At 68.7% G+C, this 18,088-nt stretch carries 17 protein-coding genes and 1 pseudogene; 10 read left to right on the forward strand and 8 right to left on the reverse strand.

From position 1 onward, the window contains the following. Nucleotides 1–21 precede the first annotated feature (21 nt). Nucleotides 22–1,104 carry a ferredoxin--NADP reductase gene (locus A5696_RS02775; RefSeq protein WP_067873070.1) on the reverse strand — a complete coding sequence of 361 codons (1,083 nt, stop codon included), beginning with the start codon at nt 1,102–1,104 and terminating at the stop codon, nt 22–24. Nucleotides 1,105–1,251: 147 nt separating this feature from the next. Between A5696_RS02775 and hsaA the strand changes: the two genes are divergently transcribed. From hsaA to A5696_RS02800, 5 genes are all read left to right on the forward strand, one after another. Next, on the forward strand, nt 1,252–2,436 hold the full coding sequence (hsaA, locus tag A5696_RS02780; protein WP_067873074.1) for a 3-hydroxy-9,10-secoandrosta-1,3,5(10)-triene-9,17-dione monooxygenase oxygenase subunit: 1,185 nt from the start codon (nt 1,252–1,254) through the stop codon (nt 2,434–2,436). Continuing rightward, nucleotides 2,436–3,314, forward strand: coding sequence for a 4,5:9,10-diseco-3-hydroxy-5,9,17-trioxoandrosta-1(10),2-diene-4-oate hydrolase (gene hsaD, locus A5696_RS02785; RefSeq protein WP_067873077.1), 879 nt, complete (start codon nt 2,436–2,438; stop codon nt 3,312–3,314). The genes hsaA and hsaD overlap by 1 nt, the downstream gene beginning before the upstream one ends. Continuing rightward, nucleotides 3,311–4,225, forward strand: coding sequence for an iron-dependent extradiol dioxygenase HsaC (gene hsaC, locus A5696_RS02790; protein WP_067873081.1), 915 nt, complete (start codon nt 3,311–3,313; stop codon nt 4,223–4,225). Before hsaD ends, hsaC begins: the two co-directional genes overlap by 4 nt. A gap of 10 nt (nt 4,226–4,235) precedes the next feature. Beyond that, a complete protein-coding gene (hsaB, locus tag A5696_RS02795; protein WP_067873084.1) occupies nt 4,236–4,799 on the forward strand; it encodes a 3-hydroxy-9,10-secoandrosta-1,3,5(10)-triene-9,17-dione monooxygenase reductase subunit in 564 nt (187 codons plus the stop codon). 61 nt (nt 4,800–4,860) lie between these two features. Next, nucleotides 4,861–5,691 (forward strand): CHAD domain-containing protein, encoded by an 831-nt coding sequence (locus A5696_RS02800; RefSeq protein ID WP_231964209.1) that lies wholly within the window; start codon nt 4,861–4,863, stop codon nt 5,689–5,691. A gap of 60 nt (nt 5,692–5,751) precedes the next feature. Here A5696_RS02800 and A5696_RS02805 read toward each other — a convergent pair whose 3' ends face one another. Then, nucleotides 5,752–6,207 carry a hypothetical protein gene (locus tag A5696_RS02805; protein ID WP_067873090.1) on the reverse strand — a complete coding sequence of 152 codons (456 nt, stop codon included), beginning with the start codon at nt 6,205–6,207 and terminating at the stop codon, nt 5,752–5,754. A 102-nt stretch (nt 6,208–6,309) separates the two neighbouring features. After that, a pseudogene (locus A5696_RS27525) lies at nt 6,310–6,591 on the reverse strand (kelch repeat-containing protein); the annotation flags it as partial. 449 nt (nt 6,592–7,040) lie between these two features. Between A5696_RS27525 and A5696_RS02815 the strand changes: the two are divergent. Together A5696_RS02815 and A5696_RS02820 are read left to right on the forward strand one after the other, a co-directional pair. Further along, nucleotides 7,041–7,871: an arylamine N-acetyltransferase gene (locus A5696_RS02815; RefSeq protein WP_067873096.1), complete on the forward strand. Its 831-nt coding sequence runs from the start codon at nt 7,041–7,043 to the stop codon at nt 7,869–7,871. A gap of 108 nt (nt 7,872–7,979) precedes the next feature. After that, nucleotides 7,980–9,812: a fatty acyl-AMP ligase gene (locus A5696_RS02820; RefSeq protein ID WP_231964211.1), complete on the forward strand. Its 1,833-nt coding sequence runs from the start codon at nt 7,980–7,982 to the stop codon at nt 9,810–9,812. Here the strand turns inward: A5696_RS02820 and A5696_RS02825 are convergent. Genes A5696_RS02825 through fadD3 form a run of 5 tightly spaced genes read right to left on the reverse strand, consistent with a single transcriptional unit; the run spans nt 9,802 to nt 15,536 of the window. Beyond that, nucleotides 9,802–10,971, reverse strand: coding sequence for a pyridoxal phosphate-dependent aminotransferase (locus A5696_RS02825; RefSeq protein WP_156738225.1), 1,170 nt, complete (start codon nt 10,969–10,971; stop codon nt 9,802–9,804). The genes A5696_RS02820 and A5696_RS02825 overlap by 11 nt on opposite strands. Then, complete coding sequence (locus tag A5696_RS02830; protein ID WP_067873102.1) at nt 10,968–11,936, reverse strand: acyl-CoA dehydrogenase family protein; 969 nt, start codon at nt 11,934–11,936, stop codon at nt 10,968–10,970. Before A5696_RS02830 ends, A5696_RS02825 begins: the two co-directional genes overlap by 4 nt. Then, the gene (locus tag A5696_RS02835) at nt 11,933–12,868 is read right to left on the reverse strand and encodes an acyl-CoA dehydrogenase family protein (RefSeq protein WP_067873105.1); all 936 of its coding nucleotides are present in this window, start codon (nt 12,866–12,868) and stop codon (nt 11,933–11,935) included. The genes A5696_RS02830 and A5696_RS02835 overlap by 4 nt, the downstream gene beginning before the upstream one ends. Continuing rightward, nucleotides 12,868–14,001: an acyl-CoA dehydrogenase family protein gene (locus A5696_RS02840; protein WP_067873109.1), complete on the reverse strand. Its 1,134-nt coding sequence runs from the start codon at nt 13,999–14,001 to the stop codon at nt 12,868–12,870. Before A5696_RS02840 ends, A5696_RS02835 begins: the two co-directional genes overlap by 1 nt. After that, nucleotides 14,001–15,536 carry a 3-((3aS,4S,7aS)-7a-methyl-1,5-dioxo-octahydro-1H-inden-4-yl)propanoate--CoA ligase FadD3 gene (gene fadD3, locus A5696_RS02845; RefSeq protein ID WP_067873111.1) on the reverse strand — a complete coding sequence of 512 codons (1,536 nt, stop codon included), beginning with the start codon at nt 15,534–15,536 and terminating at the stop codon, nt 14,001–14,003. The genes A5696_RS02840 and fadD3 overlap by 1 nt, the downstream gene beginning before the upstream one ends. 120 nt (nt 15,537–15,656) lie before the next feature. On the opposite strand from fadD3, the gene ipdE1 reads away from it, so the two are divergent. Genes ipdE1 through A5696_RS27530 form a run of 3 tightly spaced genes read left to right on the forward strand, consistent with a single transcriptional unit; the run spans nt 15,657 to nt 17,949 of the window. Beyond that, nucleotides 15,657–16,805, forward strand: coding sequence for an acyl-CoA dehydrogenase IpdE1 (ipdE1, locus tag A5696_RS02850; RefSeq protein ID WP_067873114.1), 1,149 nt, complete (start codon nt 15,657–15,659; stop codon nt 16,803–16,805). Then, on the forward strand, nt 16,802–17,590 hold the full coding sequence (ipdF, locus tag A5696_RS02855; RefSeq protein ID WP_067873117.1) for a (5R,7aS)-5-hydroxy-7a-methyl-1-oxo-2,3,5,6,7,7a-hexahydro-1H-indene-carboxyl-CoA reductase: 789 nt from the start codon (nt 16,802–16,804) through the stop codon (nt 17,588–17,590). The genes ipdE1 and ipdF overlap by 4 nt, the downstream gene beginning before the upstream one ends. Continuing rightward, nucleotides 17,587–17,949 (forward strand): hypothetical protein, encoded by a 363-nt coding sequence (locus A5696_RS27530; protein ID WP_156738226.1) that lies wholly within the window; start codon nt 17,587–17,589, stop codon nt 17,947–17,949. The genes ipdF and A5696_RS27530 overlap by 4 nt, the downstream gene beginning before the upstream one ends. The last annotated feature ends 139 nt before the right edge of the window (nt 17,950–18,088 follow it).

Below are 18,088 nucleotides of genomic sequence, written 5' to 3' on the forward strand. Positions count from 1 at the left end.
CCCTTCCGGTTCGCTACGCGACTACTCGTCGTAGGTGACTTCTACCGAATCAGATTCCGGGCGAGATTGACAGGCCAAAATCAGGCCTTCGTCGAGATCCTGTTGTTCCAGGACGTCGTTGACCTCCATGTCGACCTTGCCCTTGCGCAGGGTGCAGGCGCACGCGCCGCAATGGCCCTCGCGGCAGGAGAACGGCGCGTCGAGACCCTTCGCGAGCAACACGTCGAGCAGCTTGGCGTGGCGCGGCCACGACACGGTGTGCGTTTCGCCGTCCAGCTCCACGATCGCGGTGGCCGGCGGCTGGTCCCCTTCGGCGGTGTCGTCGATCTTGACCGCCGCGAACGGGTCCGACTCCAGCGACTTGAACACCTCGATATGCACCTGCGCGGCAGGAACTTTCAGGCCCTCCAGCGCTACGCGTGCCGCCTCCATGAAAGGGCCCGGGCCGCAGACGAAGACGGGCCGGTCGGTGAAGGGCGCGGCCAGCTTGCCCAGCGCGCCCGCACTGGGCAACCCCTGCAGCGATTCCAGCCAGTGCAACACCGTGAGGCGGTCGGGATACTTCGCCGACAGCTCGCGCAGCGCGTCGGCGAAGATGACCGAGCGGTCGTCGCGGTTGGCGTAGAGCAGCGTCACCTGCCCGCTGCCCTCGGCGAGCGCCGACTTGCAGATCGACATGATCGGGGTGATCCCGCTGCCGGCCGCCATCAGCAGGAAGTCGTCGTCGAGCGTCTTGGGCACGAAGTTGCCCGACGGCGCCAGCACGTGGATCCGCATGCCCGCGTGCGCGTGGTCGCACAGCCAATTCGACGCGTAGCCCTCCGCGGTCCGTTTCACCGTGACGGTGAGCGCGTCGTCGGTGAACGGCGAACTGCACAGCGAGTAGCAGCGCGCCACCGAGCCGGTGCGCTCACTGGGAACGCGCAACGTCAGGAACTGCCCGGGGGCGTAGCGCAGCCGCTCCGGCGGGATGGCCGGATCGCCGGGCGCGTCGGGCACCGCGAACACCAGTGAGCGCGCCTCGTCGGTTTCCGCGATGACCTCGGCGATCTGCAGCTCCAGGACGTGGTCGCCGAGCGGCTCGTCGGGAATCGCTTCCGTCACGACCCGTCCTCCCTTTCCTCGCAACTAGAACATGTTATAGAAAACCGGATTCGCACCGCTACCAGCCGCAGGAATACCCTGCTCGACACGAATCGGAACGTGTTCTAGTCTTCTGGGTAAGTCCGCACTCCCGGGGAGGCAAACTACGTGACGTCCATTCAACAGCGTGACGCGCAGTCGGTGTTAGCTGCCATCGACGATCTACTGCCGCGGATTGCCGGGCGTGCCCAGGCGACGGAGGATCTGCGCCGGCTGCCCGACGAGACCGTTCAGGAACTCGAGGAGGTCGGGTTCTTCACCCTTTTGCAGCCCGAGCAGTGGGGTGGGCTGCAGTGCGACCCCGCGCTGTTCTACGAGGCCGTCCGCCGGCTGGCCAGCGCCTGCGGCTCCACCGGCTGGGTGAGCTCGATCATCGGCGTGCACAACTGGCACCTGGCGCTGTTCGACCAGCGGGCCCAGGAGGAGGTCTGGGGCGAGGACCCCAAGACCCGGATCTCGTCGTCGTACGCGCCGATGGGCGCGGGAGTGGTGACCGACGGCGGCTACCTGGTCAACGGTTCGTGGAACTGGTCCTCGGGCTGTGACCACGCGACGTGGACGTTCGTGGGCGGCCCGGTCATCAAGGACGGCAGGCCCGTCGACTTCGGCAGCTTCCTCATCCCGCGCAGCGAGTACCGCATCGACGACGTGTGGCACGTGGTCGGCCTGCGCGGCACGGGCAGCAACACGCTGGTCGTCAAGGACGTGTTCGTGCCCCGGCACCGCTTCCTGTCGTACAAGGCGATGAACGACGGCACGGCCGGCGGATACGAGACCAACAGCGCGCCGGTTTACAAGATGCCTTGGGGCACAATGCATCCCACCACCATCTCGGCGCCGATCGTCGGCATGGCCTACGGCGCGTACGCCGCTCACGTCGAGCACCAGGGCAAGCGGGTGCGCGCGGCGTTCGCCGGCGAGAAGGCCAAGGATGACCCGTTCGCCAAGGTCCGCATCGCCGAGGCGGCCAGTGACATCGACGCCGCGTGGCGACAACTCAGCGGCAACGTCGCCGACGAGTACGCGCTGCTGTCCGCCGGCAAGGACATCCCGTTCGAGCTGCGCGCCCGCGCCCGGCGCGACCAGGTGCGCGCCACCGGCCGGTCCATCGCCGCCATCGACCGTCTTTTCGAGGCGTCCGGCGCCACCGCGTTGGCCAACGACCAACCGGTGCAACGGTTTTGGCGCGACGCGCACGCCGGCCGCGTGCACGCGGCCAACGACCCCGAGCGCGCCTACGTGATCTTCGGGAACAACGAGTTCGGGTTGCCGCCCGGCGACACGATGGTCTGATGCCCACTGCCACGGGGGAGCTCACGTTCGAGTCGACCTCGCGCTTCGTCGACGTGGACGTGGACGGCCCGCTCAAGCTGCACTACCACGAGGCGGGTGCCGGCAGCGACCAGACCGTGGTGCTGCTGCACGGAGGGGGTCCGGGCGCGTCGAGCTGGACGAACTTCTCGCGCAACATCGCGGTGCTGGCCGAGCGCTTTCACGTGCTGGCCGTCGACCAGCCCGGCTACGGACATTCCGACAAGCGGGCGGAGCACGGGCAGTTCAACCGCTACGCCGCGCGGGCGCTCAAGGGGCTCTTCGATCAGCTGGGCCTGGGACGCGTCCCGCTGGTGGGCAATTCGCTGGGCGGGGGCACCGCCGTGCGGTTCGCCCTCGACTACCCCGAGCGGGCCGGGCGTCTGGTGTTGATGGGCCCCGGCGGCCTGAGCGTGAACCTGTTCGCGCCCGACCCGACCGAGGGCGTCAAGCGGCTGGGCAAGTTCTCCGCCGAACCGACCCGGCAGAACCTCGAGGCCTTCCTGCGCGTGATGGTCTACGACCAGAAACTGATCACCTCCGAGCTGATCGATCAGCGCTTCGAGCTGGCCGGCACGCCGGAGTCGCTGACGGCGACGAGGGCGATGGGAATGTCGTTCGCGGGGGCCGACTTCGAACAGGGCATGATGTGGCGCGAGGTGTACAAGCTGCGCCAGCCGGTGCTGCTGATCTGGGGGCGTGAGGACCGGGTCAACCCGCTGGACGGCGCGCTGGTGGCGCTCAAGACCATCCCGCGTGCGCAGCTGCACGTCTTCGGGCAATGCGGGCACTGGGCGCAGGTGGAGAAGTTCGACGAGTTCAACAAGCTGACCATCGATTTTCTTGGAGGCATGCGATGAGTATCCGGTCGCTGGGCTATCTGCGCATCGAGGCCACCGACATGGCGGCCTGGCGCGAGTTCGGCCTGAAAGTGCTCGGCATGGTCGAGGGCTCACCTGGCTCACAAGGCAGCACCGAGGGTGCCCTGTATCTGCGGATGGACGATTTCCCGGCCCGGCTGGTCATCGTTCCCGGCGAGCAGGACCGCCTCTCCGAGGCCGGCTGGGAATGCGCGAACGCGCAAGGCCTGCAAGAGATCCGAAATCGGCTCGATGTGGAGGGCACGCCGTACAAGGAGGCCACCGCGGCCGAGCTGGCGGACCGCCGGGTGGACGAGATGATCCGGTTCTCCGACCCGTCGGGCAACTGCCTGGAGGTCTTTCACGGCGCCGCCCTGGAACACCGCCGGGTGGTCAGCCCGTACGGGCACAAGTTCGTCACCGGCGAGCAGGGCCTGGGACACGTGGTGCTGACCACGCGCGACGACGACGAGACGCTGCACTTCTACCGCGACGTGCTCGGCTTCAAGCTGCGCGACTCGATGCGCCTGCCGCCGCAGGTGGTGGGCCGGCCCGCCGACGGGGCGCCGGTCTGGCTGCGGTTTTTGGGCTGCAACCCGCGCCATCACAGCCTCGCCTTCATGCCCGGCCAGACGCCCAGCGGCATCGTCCACCTGATGGTCGAGGTCGAAGAAGCCGACGACGTCGGGCTGTGCCTGGACCGGGCGCTGCGCCGTAAGGTGCCGATGTCGGCCACCCTGGGCCGTCACGTCAACGACCTGATGCTGTCGTTCTACATGAAGACGCCCGGCGGCTTCGACGTCGAGTTCGGTTGTGAGGGAAGGAAAGTCGACGACGACGACTGGATCGCCCGGGAGAGCACCGCGGTGAGCCTGTGGGGTCATGACTTCACGGTCGGCTTCCGCGCCTAACCTGGAAGCCATGTCAGGTCAGATCGATCCGCGGGCCTTCCGGCAGGTGCTGGGTCAGTTCTGCACCGGGATCACCATCATCACCACCGTGCACGACGAGGTGCCGGTCGGCTTCGCCTGCCAGTCGTTCGCGGCGCTGTCGCTCGACCCGCCGCTGGTGCTGTTCTGCCCCACCAAGGTGTCGCGGTCGTGGCAGGCCATCCAGGCCACCGGCCGGTTCTGCGTGAACGTGCTGAGGGAGAAGCAGAAGGACGTGTCGGCTCGGTTTGGCTCGAAGGAGCCTGACAAGTTCGCCGGAATCGACTGGCATCCTTCGGAATTGGGTTCGCCGATCATCGACGGGTCGCTCGCCTACATCGACTGCACGGTGGCCTCGGTGCACGAGGGCGGGGACCACTTCGTGGTGTTCGGTGCGGTCCAGTCCCTGTCGGAGGCCCCCAGGATCAAGCCCCGGCCGCTGCTGTTCTACCGCGGCGACTACACCGGCATCGAACCCGACAAGACCACGCCGGCCCAGTGGCGCGACGACCTGGAGGCGTTCCTCACCACGACCACCCAGGACACCTGGCTGTAGCGACGCGCCCGGCGTCCGGCCGATGTTTGACGGCCACCGGCTTCCGGGAATGCGTGACCTCATGCGCTCACCGGCCACCCGAGCGTTGGTCGACTATCTCAACGCCCAGATCGAGCAGATCGAACACGGCGATGCGGAACTGCGTGACGGGGAAACCCCGGAGACCATACACGACACCCGCGTCGCGACGCGACGCATCAGAAGCACTCTGCGCGTCTTCGCCACGGTCCTCGACGGGCCGGCGGTAGGCGACATGGACGGCGAACTGAAGTGGTTCGCCGCGCTGCTCGGCGACGTCCGCGATTGCCAGGTTCAGCAGCGCCGATTCAGCGAGGCGCTGGACGCGATGCCCGAGGAGCTGATCCTGGGTCCCGTCCGTTCACGGATCCGCGCCGATCTGCAGGCGATCGAGCTTCCCGCCCGCGCCCGGCTCAGCGAGGCCATGGAGTCCGACCGCTACCGCGCGTTGCTGGCGGCGCTGCGCGATTGGCGCGACGCGCCGCCCGTCGACCAACCGATCTCCGTCGAGGCGCTGCGCAAGCCGGCCCGCAAGGCGCAACTCAAGGCGGATCGGCGGCTGGCCGCGGCGCTCGCGTCCGGTGACGACGTCATGCTGCACAAGGCCCGCAAGGCCGCCAAGCGCGCCCGCTACGCCGCCGAACTGCGCAAACACCTGAACAAGGGGGCCAAGCGCACCGTCCGGCACTACAAGCAGATTCAAAGCCTGCTCGGTGACCACCAGGACACCGTCGTCGCCGCGGATGCGCTTCGGCAGATGGCGGTGACGGCGGGGACGACGGTCGGGGAGAACGGCTTCAGCTACGGCATGTTGTATGCGCGCGAGCAACAGATCGCCCGGCAATGCTGGGAAGACGCCTTGCAGCTTGTGTGAGGGACGCACACCCGATGGCCCGCATGAGGGGGGCGGGCCATCGGGTGTGCCCGGGCTTGTTCAGCTTGATGCCGGCCGGTGCGGGCGGGCGTGCTCTGTTCCGGCCACCGGGTCGTGCGGCGTGTCGCCGAGCGAGCCGTCACGACGCTCGGCGGTCGCCTCGCCCGACTCCGTGACGTTCGGGTCGAGGCTGTCGGCCCGCTTCCAGTGATCCTCGAGTTGCTCACGCGACGCGGCCACGTCGCGCTGATGGGTCGACGCCCGCTCCTGCAGCCGCGCGGCCTCGGCGGCCTTGGCTTCGGCCTCTGCCTGCGCGGCCCGCGCCCGGGCGGCCGTTTCGTCGGCGAGCGTTTGGCGCCGCTCGACGCGGGACGACTCCAGCTTCGCCTGTTCGCGAATCTCCTCGGCCTGCCGTTGGCGGCGTCGACGCGACGCCTTGCTCGCCGCGAAAATCACCGCTGCGATCACCAGGACCGCCACGATCGCGGCGATCACAATCCAAACAGTGCTGCTCATAGGGGGCTCCGTACGTTTCGTGGGTGTGTGCTGCAGCCCGTCCGTACCGGTTTCCCCATATTCGACAGATATAAAACAAGGATTGGCTCAGCAGGTGCGCCGCTACCTGAAATCGAGCGCCTCGACCGTCGCGATGGGCCCTTCGTGGGTCGGCCGGTCAGCGCCGCCGATGCAGTAAACCGTGTTACCCACCGTCGCCACCACCTCGGCGTGACGCGCGGTCGGCATCGGGGCGATCGTGCTCCACTTGCCGGCGGAGATGTCGTACATCTCGACCACGTCGAGCACCATCGTCGGCTCCTCGCCGCCCACCACGACGATCCGGCCATCGATGTACGTGGCGCCATAGCTTCCCCGCGGCGTCGGCATGCCCACCAGCTTCGTCCCGATGAATGGCCGGTTACTGGCTGTCATGCCGACGCGCAAAATGTTGACGATGTTCGGATGTCCGGACAGGACGCCCATCGCATAGCCCTCGCGCAGGAAACATTCGCGGCTGTCCTCGTCGATGTGGGACGGCAGCACCTTTACCGCGACGCTTCTGCCCAGTGCCGTCTCGTAACAGCAGTAGATGACGCCGGCGCCGCCCCTGGCCACCTGACGTGCCTCCTCGAAACCGGCGGCCGCCAACTCCGCGGCGATTCCGCCGGATACCGACGCCACGCCGTCGGACCTGGGTTCTTCGGGCATTCCCCGGCGCTTGACCTCCGGTCCATGAAGCTCAGAGAGCTCAAGAGTAACGCTCGGGACCTCCCGGGGATATCTTTCGGCGCGCTTCGTTATCAAGCGATTTGGCAACGGCGGTCGGGGCGCAATGGGGCCAGAATGGCGGTATGACGCTGGACCTGAACGGCTACTTCGACCGCATCGACTTCCGCGGCGCCCCCGAGCCGACCCTTGACGTGTTACAGCACCTGATGACCGCCCACACGCACTCGATCCCGTTCGAGAACCTCGATCCGCTGATGGGGATGCCGGTCGAAGACTTCAGCCCAGAGGCCTTGACCGACAAGCTGGTTCACCGGCGCCGGGGCGGCTATTGCTACGAGCAGAACGGGCTCATGGGTTACGTGCTTTCCGAAATCGGCTTCCGCGCGCGACGATTGGCCGGCCGGGTGGTCTGGATGCGCCCGCCCGACGCACCGTTGCCGGCGCAGACGCACACGGTGTTGGCGGTGACGTTTCCCGGGTCGCAGGGGTCATATCTCGTCGACGTCGGCTTCGGCGGCCAGACACCGACCTCTCCCCTGCGCCTCGAAACCGGCAGCGTCCAGCAAACGACGCGCGAGCCGTACCGGCTGGAAGACCGTCGCGACGGGCTGGTTCTGCAGACCCTCATCCACGACCGGTGGGTGCCGCTCTACGAATTCACCACACGGACTCAGCCGGACGTCGATCTGAAGGTGGGCAGCTGGTTCGCCTCCACCCACCCCTCGTCGGACTTCGTGACCGGGCTGATGGCCGCGCGAGTCAGCGAGGACGCCCGATTGAACCTGGCCGGCCGCGACCTCACCATCCACCGCGCCGACGGCAGCGAGAAAATCCGGCTGGCGGACGCCGCCGCCGTCGTGGACACCCTCGTCGAACGGTTCGGGGTCAACGTGGCGGATGTCGGCGAGCGCGGTGCGCTGGAGGCCCGCCTGGACCGGGTCCTCGCCGCCTAATCCGCACGTCATGCGACGTGACGACCGCCATACCGTGGTAAATGCGGCGAATTATAAGAAGGTCTATTAATCTGTCCCGACGTGAGTCGGGATCACGGGTCAACCAATATCGTCAGAGCCGCCTCGGAGAGCGTAGCCGCTGACGGCGCCCCCGTCGCCAGGATCGTGGTGCCCGAGGGCGTGACGTTGACCTCGAATTTCGATCTCAATCGTGCCCAGCTCGGAGACAGCCCGGCTTACCGCTTCCTCGACTACTCGCACGACCAGGACGGCCGGGTCGTCGAGCTCACGTGGAACGAGCTGTGGTCGCGGGTCTGCGCGATCGGTTCCCGCCTGCAGCAGGTCACCCAACCGGGGGATCGGGTGGCGATCCTGGCACCACAGGGGCTCGATTATGTGGCGGGTTTCTTCGCCGCCATCCATGCGGGCAATGTCGCGATTCCGCTCTTTGCGCCGACCTTGGCCGGGCACGGCGAGCGGTTGGCGGCGGTGCTGGCCGACGGGCGGCCGGCGGCCGTCTTGACGACGACGGCGGCGGCCGAATCGGTGCGGACGTTCATCCGGACTCTGCCCCCGCACGCGCGGCCGCGGATGATCGCCGTGGATGCGGTGCCCGCAACGCTCGCCGCCACCTTCACCGACCCGATCCGCGACACCGACGATCTCGCGTATCTGCAGTACACGTCCGGATCGACGCGCACGCCGGCCGGGGTGGAGATCACGCATCGCGCCGTGTACACCAACGCGATGCAGATGATCCTGCACGGCGGGCTGAACACCGACGTCCAGTGCGTGAGCTGGCTGCCGCTGTATCACGACATGGGATTGATGATGATCGTGTTCACGGCCTATTTCGGAGCGCACGTCACGCTCATGGATCCCATGGCGTTCCTTCGCCGGCCCTACCGATGGATCAAGCAACTGGGCATCGCGGCGACCCGCGGCCGGACAATGGCCGCGGCGCCGAACTTCGCCTTCGAGTTGACGGCGCAGCGCGGCCTGCCTCCCAGGGGGGACGACCTCGACCTCAGCAACGTGGTGTGCCTGCTCAACGGGTCGGAGCCGGTGAGCATGTCGGCGATCGAGCAGTTCACGAAAGCGTTCGCCCCGTACGGCCTGCCGGCGACGGTGGTCAAGCCGTCCTACGGGATGGCCGAGGCGACGCTGTCGGTCGCCAGCATCGCCTCGGACGCCGCGGCGAGCGCGATCTTCCTCGACCGTGAACAACTCGGCGCGGGTCGCGCGGTGGTCGTCGACCCGTCGGCGTCGGGGGCGCTCTCCCTTGTTTCTTGCGGCCAGCCGATCCTCGAACAGTGGGCGGTGATCGCCGACCCAGACGGCGCGGAGGTGCCCGACGGCACAGTGGGCGAGATCTGGTTGCACGGAAACAATGTCGGCCGAGGGTATTTCGGCCGCGAGGAAGAGACGCGACGCGTGTTCGGCAACAAGCTGCGGTCCCGGCTGGACGTGGGCAGCCACGCCGAGGGCGCTCCCGACAACGGGTCTTGGCTGGCGACCGGCGACCTCGGCGTCTACGTCGACGGTGAGTTGTACCTGACGGGCCGGATCAAGGACCTGATCATCATCGACGGCCGCAATCACTACCCGCATGACATCGAAACCACCGTCAGCGAAGCTTCGCCGGCGATCCGCACCGGCTACGTCGCCGCGTTTTCCGTTCCAGCCGAGGCGGTTTCATCTCTTCCCGGGAGCAGCGGCTCCGGTGAGCAGGTGGTCGTCGTCGCCGAGCGCGCCGCCGGCGCCGGCCGCGATCTGGGGCCGATCGCCGAGACGGTGCGGGCGGCGATCTCGCGGCATCATCAGATCCGTGTCGCCGATGTGCGCCTCGTGGCCGCCGGCGCCATCCCCCGCACGACGAGCGGCAAGCTTGCCCGCAACGCCTGCCGTGCCGAGTACCTCGAGGGACGGTTCAACCGCTGACCGGCAGCCAGGCGCCCATCCGGCGCAGGGCCTCCTCGATGTCGCTCGTGGGCCCGGCGAACGACAGCCGGACGAACGAGTGGCCCCGCGCGGTGTCGAAGTCGATGCCGGGCGCGATGGCAACGCCGGTGTCGTTCAGCAATTTTGAGCAGAACCCCAGCGAATCGCCGGTGAATTCCGAGACGTCGGCGTACACGTAGAACGCGCCGTCGGTGGGCGCGAGCCGGTCGAGGCCGATCGCACGCAGCCCGTCCAGCAGCAGCGAGCGGTTGACGCTGTAGTGGCGCAGATTGCCGTCGGCTTCCGCGGCCGCCGCCGGGGTGAACGCCGCGACCGCGGCGAGCTGCGACAGCACCGGCGGGCAGATGGTGAAGTTGCCGGTGAGGCAATCCACCGCCCGGCGCAGCTCGCTCGGCACCAGCAGCCAGCCGAGCCGCCAGCCCGTCATCGCGTAATACTTCGAAAAGCTGTTGACCACCACGGCGTCTCGTGACGTCTGCCAGGCGCAGCTGGTCTGCGGGGCCCCGTCGTAGACCAGTCCGTGGTAGACCTCGTCGCTGATCAACCGCACTCCGGAGGCCTCGCACCAGGAGGCGATCGCGGCCAGCTCGGCGGGCGGGATGACCGTCCCGGTGGGATTGGCGGGGCTGGCGACGATGACGCCCTGCACCGGCGGGTCCAGCTCGGCGAGCATCCGCGCGGTGGGCTGGAATCGGGTCTCCGGCCCGCAGGGGATGTCCACCACCTGACATCCCAACGCCGAGAGGATGTTTCGGTAGCACGGGTAGCCGGGGCTGGCCAGCGCCACCCGGTCGCCCACGTCGAAGCACGCCAGGAAGGCGAGCAGGAACCCGCCGGACGAGCCCGTGGTCACGACGACCGCGTCGGGTTCCACGTCGATGCCGTGCTTGCGCCGGTAGTCCGCCGCTATCGCGGAGCGCAGCTCCGGAATGCCCAGCGCCACGGTGTAACCCAGCTGGTTGAGGTGTAGCGCGGAGGCCGCGGCCGCGCGCACCGGCTCGGGCGCGCCGACGCTGGGCTGGCCCGCCGACAGGTTGACCAGGTCGCCGTGGCTGCGCTGGCGCTCCGCGGCGGCCAGCCAGACATCCATCACATAAAACGGCGGGATGCCGGCGCGCAGTGCGACGTGCCCGTTCACGGTGCCAGGAGCACCTGGGATTCGAGCTGGCGCAACAGCTCTCGCGGCGAGCCGAGCAGTTGCGCGCTGCCGTGTGCGCGCTTGAAATACAGGTGCATGTCGTGCTCCCAGGTGATCGCGATGCCACCATGCAGCTGAATCCCCTCGGCCGCAACGGCGTTCAGGGCCTCGGTCGCGGCAAGGCGGGCGGTGGCGGCGTTGGTGGGAGTGGGGTCGTCGCACGCGTCGGACACCACAGCCTTGGCCGCGGCGACGGCGACATACAGATCGGCCATCCGGTGCTTGAGCGCCTGGAAGCTGCCGATCGGGCGGCCGAATTGCACCCGGTTCTTGGTGTATTCGACGGTCAGCTCCAGGCAGCGTTCGGCGGCGCCGATCTGCTCGGCCGCCAGCAGGATGGCCGCGACGTCTGCGATGCCCGGGTCGGGGCCGATCGGCGTGATCTCGGCGCCCTCGTCGGGCCGCAGCCGGGCCAGGCGCCGGGTGGGGTCCATCGTCGCCACCGGCTGCGCGGTGAAGCGTGTCCACCTGCTGATCTCACCGCCCTGGCCGTCGGGCGCGGCGATCACGACGTCGGCGATGTCGCCGTTGACCACGTAATCGGCGTCGAGCACCAGCGCGCCGATCGCACCGCCCTCGGCGAGCCCGGCCAGAGTCTCGGCGTCGGGCTCTGCCGCGGCGAGCAACGCCAGTTCCGCCAGCGTGGTGCCCAGCAGCGGCGACGGCACCAGGGCCCGGCCCAGTTCCTGCAGAACCGTTGCAGCGTCGGCCAATTCGCCGCCCGCGCCGCCCAGCTCCTCGGGGATCACCAGCGCGGCGGCGCCTACCTGCTCACAGAGCAACCGCCACAGCGATTCGTCGTAGCCGCGCTCGGACACCATCGCGGCGCGCACCGCCGCCGGGTCCGCGTGCTTGGCCACCAGGGCCGCCACGGTCTCGCGCAGCAGCTGACGTTCTTCACTCATAGCGCCTCCAGCACTCGGCGCCGATGCGCCTCGGGCGTGCCCCAGGCCGAGCGTAGCGCCTGCACCCGCAGCAGCCACAGCGACAGGTCGTGTTCCTGGGTGAAGCCGATCGCGCCGTGGGTCTGCAGCGACGCGCGCGCCGCCACCAGGGCCGCCTCGGACGCGGCGGCCTTGGCCGCGCTGACGTCGCGCGGCTCGAGCGACAGGGCCGCGCCGTACACCAGGGGGCGGGCCAGCTCGATCGCGATGTGCACGTCGGCCAGCTTGTGCTTGATCGCCTGGTAGGAACCGATCACCCGGCCGAACTGGCTGCGCTGCTTGGCGTAGTCGACGGCGCCGTCCAGCAGGGCCTCGGCTGCGCCGAGGCATTGCGCCGCGGTCGCCAGTGCGCCGAAAACGTAGGCGCGCTTAACGTCCGCTCGCCAGGTCGCGCCGGTCGCGGTCACGTCGTAGAGGCGCCGGCTGGGGTCGACGGACTCGTGCCGCACGCCCAGAGCGGCTTCGGTGACGCCGTCGTCGGTCGCCAGCAGCACCAGCCCGGCCGCCTCGCCGTCCACCGCGCGCGGTGCGTGCGGCGGGTATGCGACGGTCGCGATGAGCTCGCCGCACGCCAACCCCGCGCTGCGCTCGTCATCAGCCAGCAAAACCGGTGCCACGGCGATGGATTCGGCCACCGGGCCCGGCACGCACCAGCGGCCGAGCCGTTCCAGCGCGACCACCAGGTCGACCGGGTCGGCGCCGATCCCGTCGAATTTCTCCGGCACGGCCAGCGCGGTGACGCCGAGGTCGGCCAGCTGCTCCCACACCTTGCGTCCCGGCGCGGTATCACCCGCCGACCACGCGCGGATGGCGCCCGGCAGGTCCGCAGCGCCCAGCGCCGCGTCGATGCTGGCCGCGAAGTCGCGCTGCTGTTCGTCTGGTGCGAAGTCCATTACCTCTTCTCCCGCGGCAGACCCAGCAGACGTTCCGAGATGATGTTGCGCTGGATTTCGTTGGTGCCGGCGTAGATCGGTCCGCCCAGGGCGAACAGCAGCCCGTCGGTCCACGGCCCGGCGAGCTCCCCGTCGGCCCCCTGGAGGTCGATCGCCGTCTGGTGTATCGCGACGTCGAGATCCGACCAGAACACCTTGGTCACCGACGATTCGGCGCCGAGCTCGCCGCCGGCGGCCAGCCTGGTCACCGTGCCGAACGTCTGCAGGCGGTAGGCCTGCGCCTTGATCCACGCATCGGCGACCCGGTCGGCGAACGCGTCGGGGGAGCCCCGGTCCTTCCAGAGGCGCACCAGTCGTTCCGCCGCCGCCAGGAAGCGGGCGGGGCTGCGCAACGACATGCCGCGCTCGTTGCTCGACGTGCTCATGGCGGCCCGCCAGCCCTCGTTCGGGGTGCCGATGACGTCCTCGTCGGGGACGAAGACGTCGTCGAGGAAGATCTCTCCGAATCCGGTGTCACCGCCGAGCTGGACGATGGGCCGCACGGTCACGCCCCTGGCCTCGAGGTCGAACATCAGGTAGGTCAGGCCGTTGTGCCGCTCGGCCGAGGGATCGGAACGGAACAACCCGAATGCCATCTCGGCGAACGGCGCACGCGAGCTCCAGATCTTCTGGCCGTTGAGCAGCCAGCCGCCGTCGGTCCGGGTGGCCGTGGACCGCAGCGAGGCCAGGTCGCTGCCGGATTCGGGCTCCGACCACGCCTGCGCCCAGATCTGTTCGCCGCTGGCCATTTTCGGCAGGATCCGGTCGAGCTGCTCGGGGGTGCCGTGCGCGAACAGCGTCGGGGCCAGCATGGAGGTGCCGTTGGCGCTGGCCCGTCCGGGCGCCCCGGCGCGGAAGTACTCCTCCTCGAACACCACCCAGTGCAGCAGCGGCGCGTCGCGCCCGCCGTACTTCTTCGGCCAGGTGATGACCGACAGGCCGGCGTCGTACAGGACCTTGTCCCAATGCCGGTGCTGGGCAAAGCCTTCGGCGTTGTCGTAGGACTTCGTCGGGATCTCCGCGGCGTTGGCCGACAGGAAGTCGCGGACTTCTGCCTGGAAGGCCAGCGTGTCGTCGTCCAATTGCAGGTCCATCAGGGCAGCTCCCGCAGTTGTGGTTTGACCACCTTGCCGCCCGGGTTGCGCGGCAACGCGTCGACGAACCGCACCGACCGCGGGGCCTTGAAGTTCGCCAGATGCTCACGGGTGTAGGCGATCACTGACTCTTCGTCGAGGTTGGCACCCGGTCGGGCCACCACGAACGCGCGGCCGACCTCGCCGAGGCGCTCGTCGGGAACGCCGATCACCGCGGCGTCGGCCACGCCCGCCATGCGGGCCAGGACCTGCTCGACCTCGGCGGGGTAGACGTTGAATCCGCCGCAGATGTACATGTCCTTGAGCCGGTCGGTGATGCGCAGGTTGCCGGCCTCGTCCACGGCGCCGATGTCGCCGGTGTGCAGCCAGCCGTCGGCGTCGATCGCGGCAGCCGTCGCCTCCGGGTCGTCGAGGTAGCCCAGCATCACGTTCGGGCCGCGCAGCAGCACCTCACCCGCCTCGCCGGAATCACTTGAGGCGATGCGCAATTCGAAGTCGGCGAAGGGCCGTCCGCAGGTGGTGGCGACGGTGACCGCGTCGTCGTCGGCGCGGCACATGGTGCCCATGCCGTTGGCTTCCGTCAGCCCGTAGGCCGTCAGCACGATGTCGATGTCGAGTTCGGTTTGCATGCGTTCGACCAATACGACAGGAACGGTGGCCGCGCCCGTCACCGCGAACCGCAGCGAGCTCAGGTCGTAGTCCTTGCGCGCGGGATGGTCCAGCAGAGTCTGGTAGATGGTGGGCGGTCCGGGCAGCACGGTGATGCGGTGTTGCTCGATCGCCTGCAGAGCACGCAGCGGGTCGAAGGTCAGGTGCGGGATCAGCGTCGCGCCGGTCTGCAGGCAGGCCAAAATGCCCGCCTTGTAACCGAAGTTGTGGAAGAACGGGTTGATGCACAGGTAGCGGTCGTCGCTGGTGATCTTGCCGTTGGCCGCCCACGACGCCGAGGCCGACAGCGACTGCCGATGGGCACACAGCACGCCTTTGCTGCGGCCCGTCGTGCCGGAGGTGAACAGGATGTCGCTGACGTCGTCGGGGGTGACGGCGGCGGCGCGGGCAGAGACCGCGTCGAGGTCTGTGCCCCGCGCGATGAAGTCTTCCCACGTTCCGTCGTCGGTCTCGATCGGAATGCGCACCACGTGCCGCAGCGCCGGCAGGGCCCCGCGGTCGAGGCCGGTGGCGCGATCGTTGCCGAGGAACCGACCCATCGCGAACAACACCGGCGCGCCGGTGCGCGCCAGGATGTCGCCGGCCTCTTCGGCGGTGTAGCGGGTGTTCAACGGCACCATGGCGGCCCCGGCGTGGTGGATGGCGAGGCAGGCGACCACCCAGTGCCAGGTGTTGGGCGACCAGATCGCGACCCGGTTTCCGGCCCGGACGCCCAGCGAGATGAGCGCCGCCGCCGCCCGGTGCACCTCATCGCGCAGCGCGGCGGACGTGAAGGACCGCTCCTCGGTGATCAGCGCGTCGTGGTCGGGGAGCTGTTGCGCCAAACGATCGAGCGCCGCGGGCACGGTGCGCGGATCGGTGGTCATCGGGTGCTCCTCTGGGACCGCTCGGGGCCTGATTGCCCGGCTTCTCCACACGCCGCTGCGCGGCGCACATCGTCGGCCCGGGCCACCAAAGCAAGTGCTTGGTAGGTTAGCCTACAGGGCATGCAGGACGTCGAGGAGTTCCGGGCCGAGGTCCGCCAGTGGCTCGCCGACAATCTGGTCGGCGAATTCGCGGCGCTCAAGGGACTCGGCGGGCCGGGACGCGAGCATGAGGCGTTCGAGGAGCGCAGGGCGTGGAACCAGCACCTCGCCAACGCCGGGCTGACCTGCCTGGGCTGGCCGGTCGAGCACGGCGGCCGCGGGCTGTCGACCGCGCACCGGGTGGCGTTCTACGAGGAGTACGCCCGGGCCGACGCGCCGGACAAGGTCAACCACTTCGGCGAGGAGCTGCTGGGGCCGACGCTGATCGCGTTCGGAACCCCCGAGCAGCAGCAGCGCTTCCTGCCGCGCATCCTCGACGTCACCGAACTGTGGTGCCAGGGATATTCGGAGCCGGGCGCCGGCAGCGACCTGGCCAACGTCTCGACGACCGCCGAGCTCGACGGCGACCAATGGGTGATCAACGGCCAGAAGGTGTGGACGTCGCTCGCGCACCTGTCGCAGTGGTGCTTCGTGGTCGCGCGCACCGAGAAGGGCTCCAAGCGGCACGCCGGACTGTCGTACCTGCTGGTGCCGCTGGACCAGCCCGGCGTGCAGGTCCGGCCGATCGTGCAGATCACCGGTACCGCGGAGTTCAACGAGGTGTTCTTCGACGACGCCCGTACCGACGCCTCGATGGTCGTCGGCCAGCCGGGCGACGGTTGGCGCGTCGCGATGGGGACGCTGACCTTCGAGCGCGGCGTCTCCACGCTCGGACAGCAAATCCGTTACGCGCGTGAGCTTTCCAACCTGGCCGAGCTGGCGCAGCGCAACGGCGCCGCCGACGACCCGTTCATCCGCGAGCGGCTGACCCGTGCGTGGACCGGGCTGCGGGCCATGCGGTCGTACGCGCTGGCCACCATGGACGTCGAGCAGCCCGGCCAGGACAACGTGTCGAAGTTGTTGTGGGCCAACTGGCATCGCGCCCTGGGCGAGCTGGCGATGGACGTGATCGGCAAGGCCGGGATGACGCTGACCGACGGGGAGATGGACGAATGGCAGCGGCTGTTCCTGTTCACCCGCGCCGACACCATCTACGGCGGTTCCAACGAGATCCAGCGCAACATCATCGCCGAGCGGGTGCTCGGCTTACCCCGAGAGGTAAAGGGATGACGCTCTCCGAAGCTCCGAAAGAGATTGCCGGACATGGCCTGCTGGAGGGCAAGGTCGTCGTCGTCACCGCTGCGGCGGGAACCGGCATCGGTTCGGCGACCGCCCGCCGGGCGCTGGCGGAGGGGGCCGACGTGGTGATCTCCGACCACCACGAACGACGACTGGGGGAGACCGCCGACGAGCTCGCCGCGCTGGAACTGGGCCGGGTGGAGAAGGTGGTGTGCGACGTGACGTCCACCGCGCAGGTCGACGCGCTGATCGACTCGACGACCGCGCGGATGGGCCGCCTCGACGTACTGGTGAACAACGCCGGCCTGGGCGGGCAGACGCCGGTGGTCGACATGACCGACGACGAATGGGACCGCGTGCTGGACGTCACGCTGACGTCGGTGTTCCGGGCCACCCGCGCGGCGCTGCGGTATTTCCGCGAGGCGTCGCACGGCGGCGTGATCGTCAACAACGCCAGCGTGCTGGGCTGGCGCGCCCAGCACTCGCAGTCGCACTATGCCGCCGCCAAGGCCGGCGTGATGGCGTTAACCCGTTGCAGCGCAATCGAAGCCGCCGAATACGGGGTCAGGATCAACGCGGTGTCGCCCAGCATCGCGCGGCATAAGTTTCTGGACAAGACCACCTCGACCGAACTCTTGGACCAGCTGTCCGCTCGCGAGGCGTTCGGCCGTGCCGCCGAGCCGTGGGAAATCGCCTCCACCATCGCGTTCCTGGCCAGCGACTACTCGAGTTACCTGACCGGAGAGGTGATTTCGGTTTCCAGTCAACACCCGTGACCGGGTTACAGGCGGGCCAGGTTGAAGAGCCCCGCGATGCCGGTGCCGATGTTGAGCAGGCCCGAGTTGGAGCCGCTGACCGTGCCGATGGGGAATATGCCGAGCGGCTGCGTAACGCCCGTATTGAAGAAGCCCGACGAAAAGCCGTCGCTGGCCGTGTTGAAGAAGCCGGAGCTGCCGCCGTTGATCAGGCCGCCAGTGGCACGGTTGTAGAAGCCAGACGTAGCGTCGCCGGTGTTTTCGAAGCCAGAGTTCCCAAAGCCGCTATCGGCATTGCCCGAGTTCCCGGCGCCCGTGTCGAAGTTGCCCGCGTTTCCGAAGCCGGTGTCCCATTGGCCCGCGTTGCCGACGCCCGTTGAGAAAACGCCCGAGTCGACCTGCCCGGCCGGCTCCCGGAAGGCGCTCCCGTCGCCGAGTCACCCCGCTACGGCATCAATTGGCTTGGACAAAAGCTGAGGCTGAACAGCCCGGATATCAAGCTGCCGGCGTTGAGCACAC

Source organism: Mycobacterium sp. E2699 (genome assembly GCF_001666745.1).
Lineage (GTDB): Bacteria > Actinomycetota > Actinomycetes > Mycobacteriales > Mycobacteriaceae > Mycobacterium.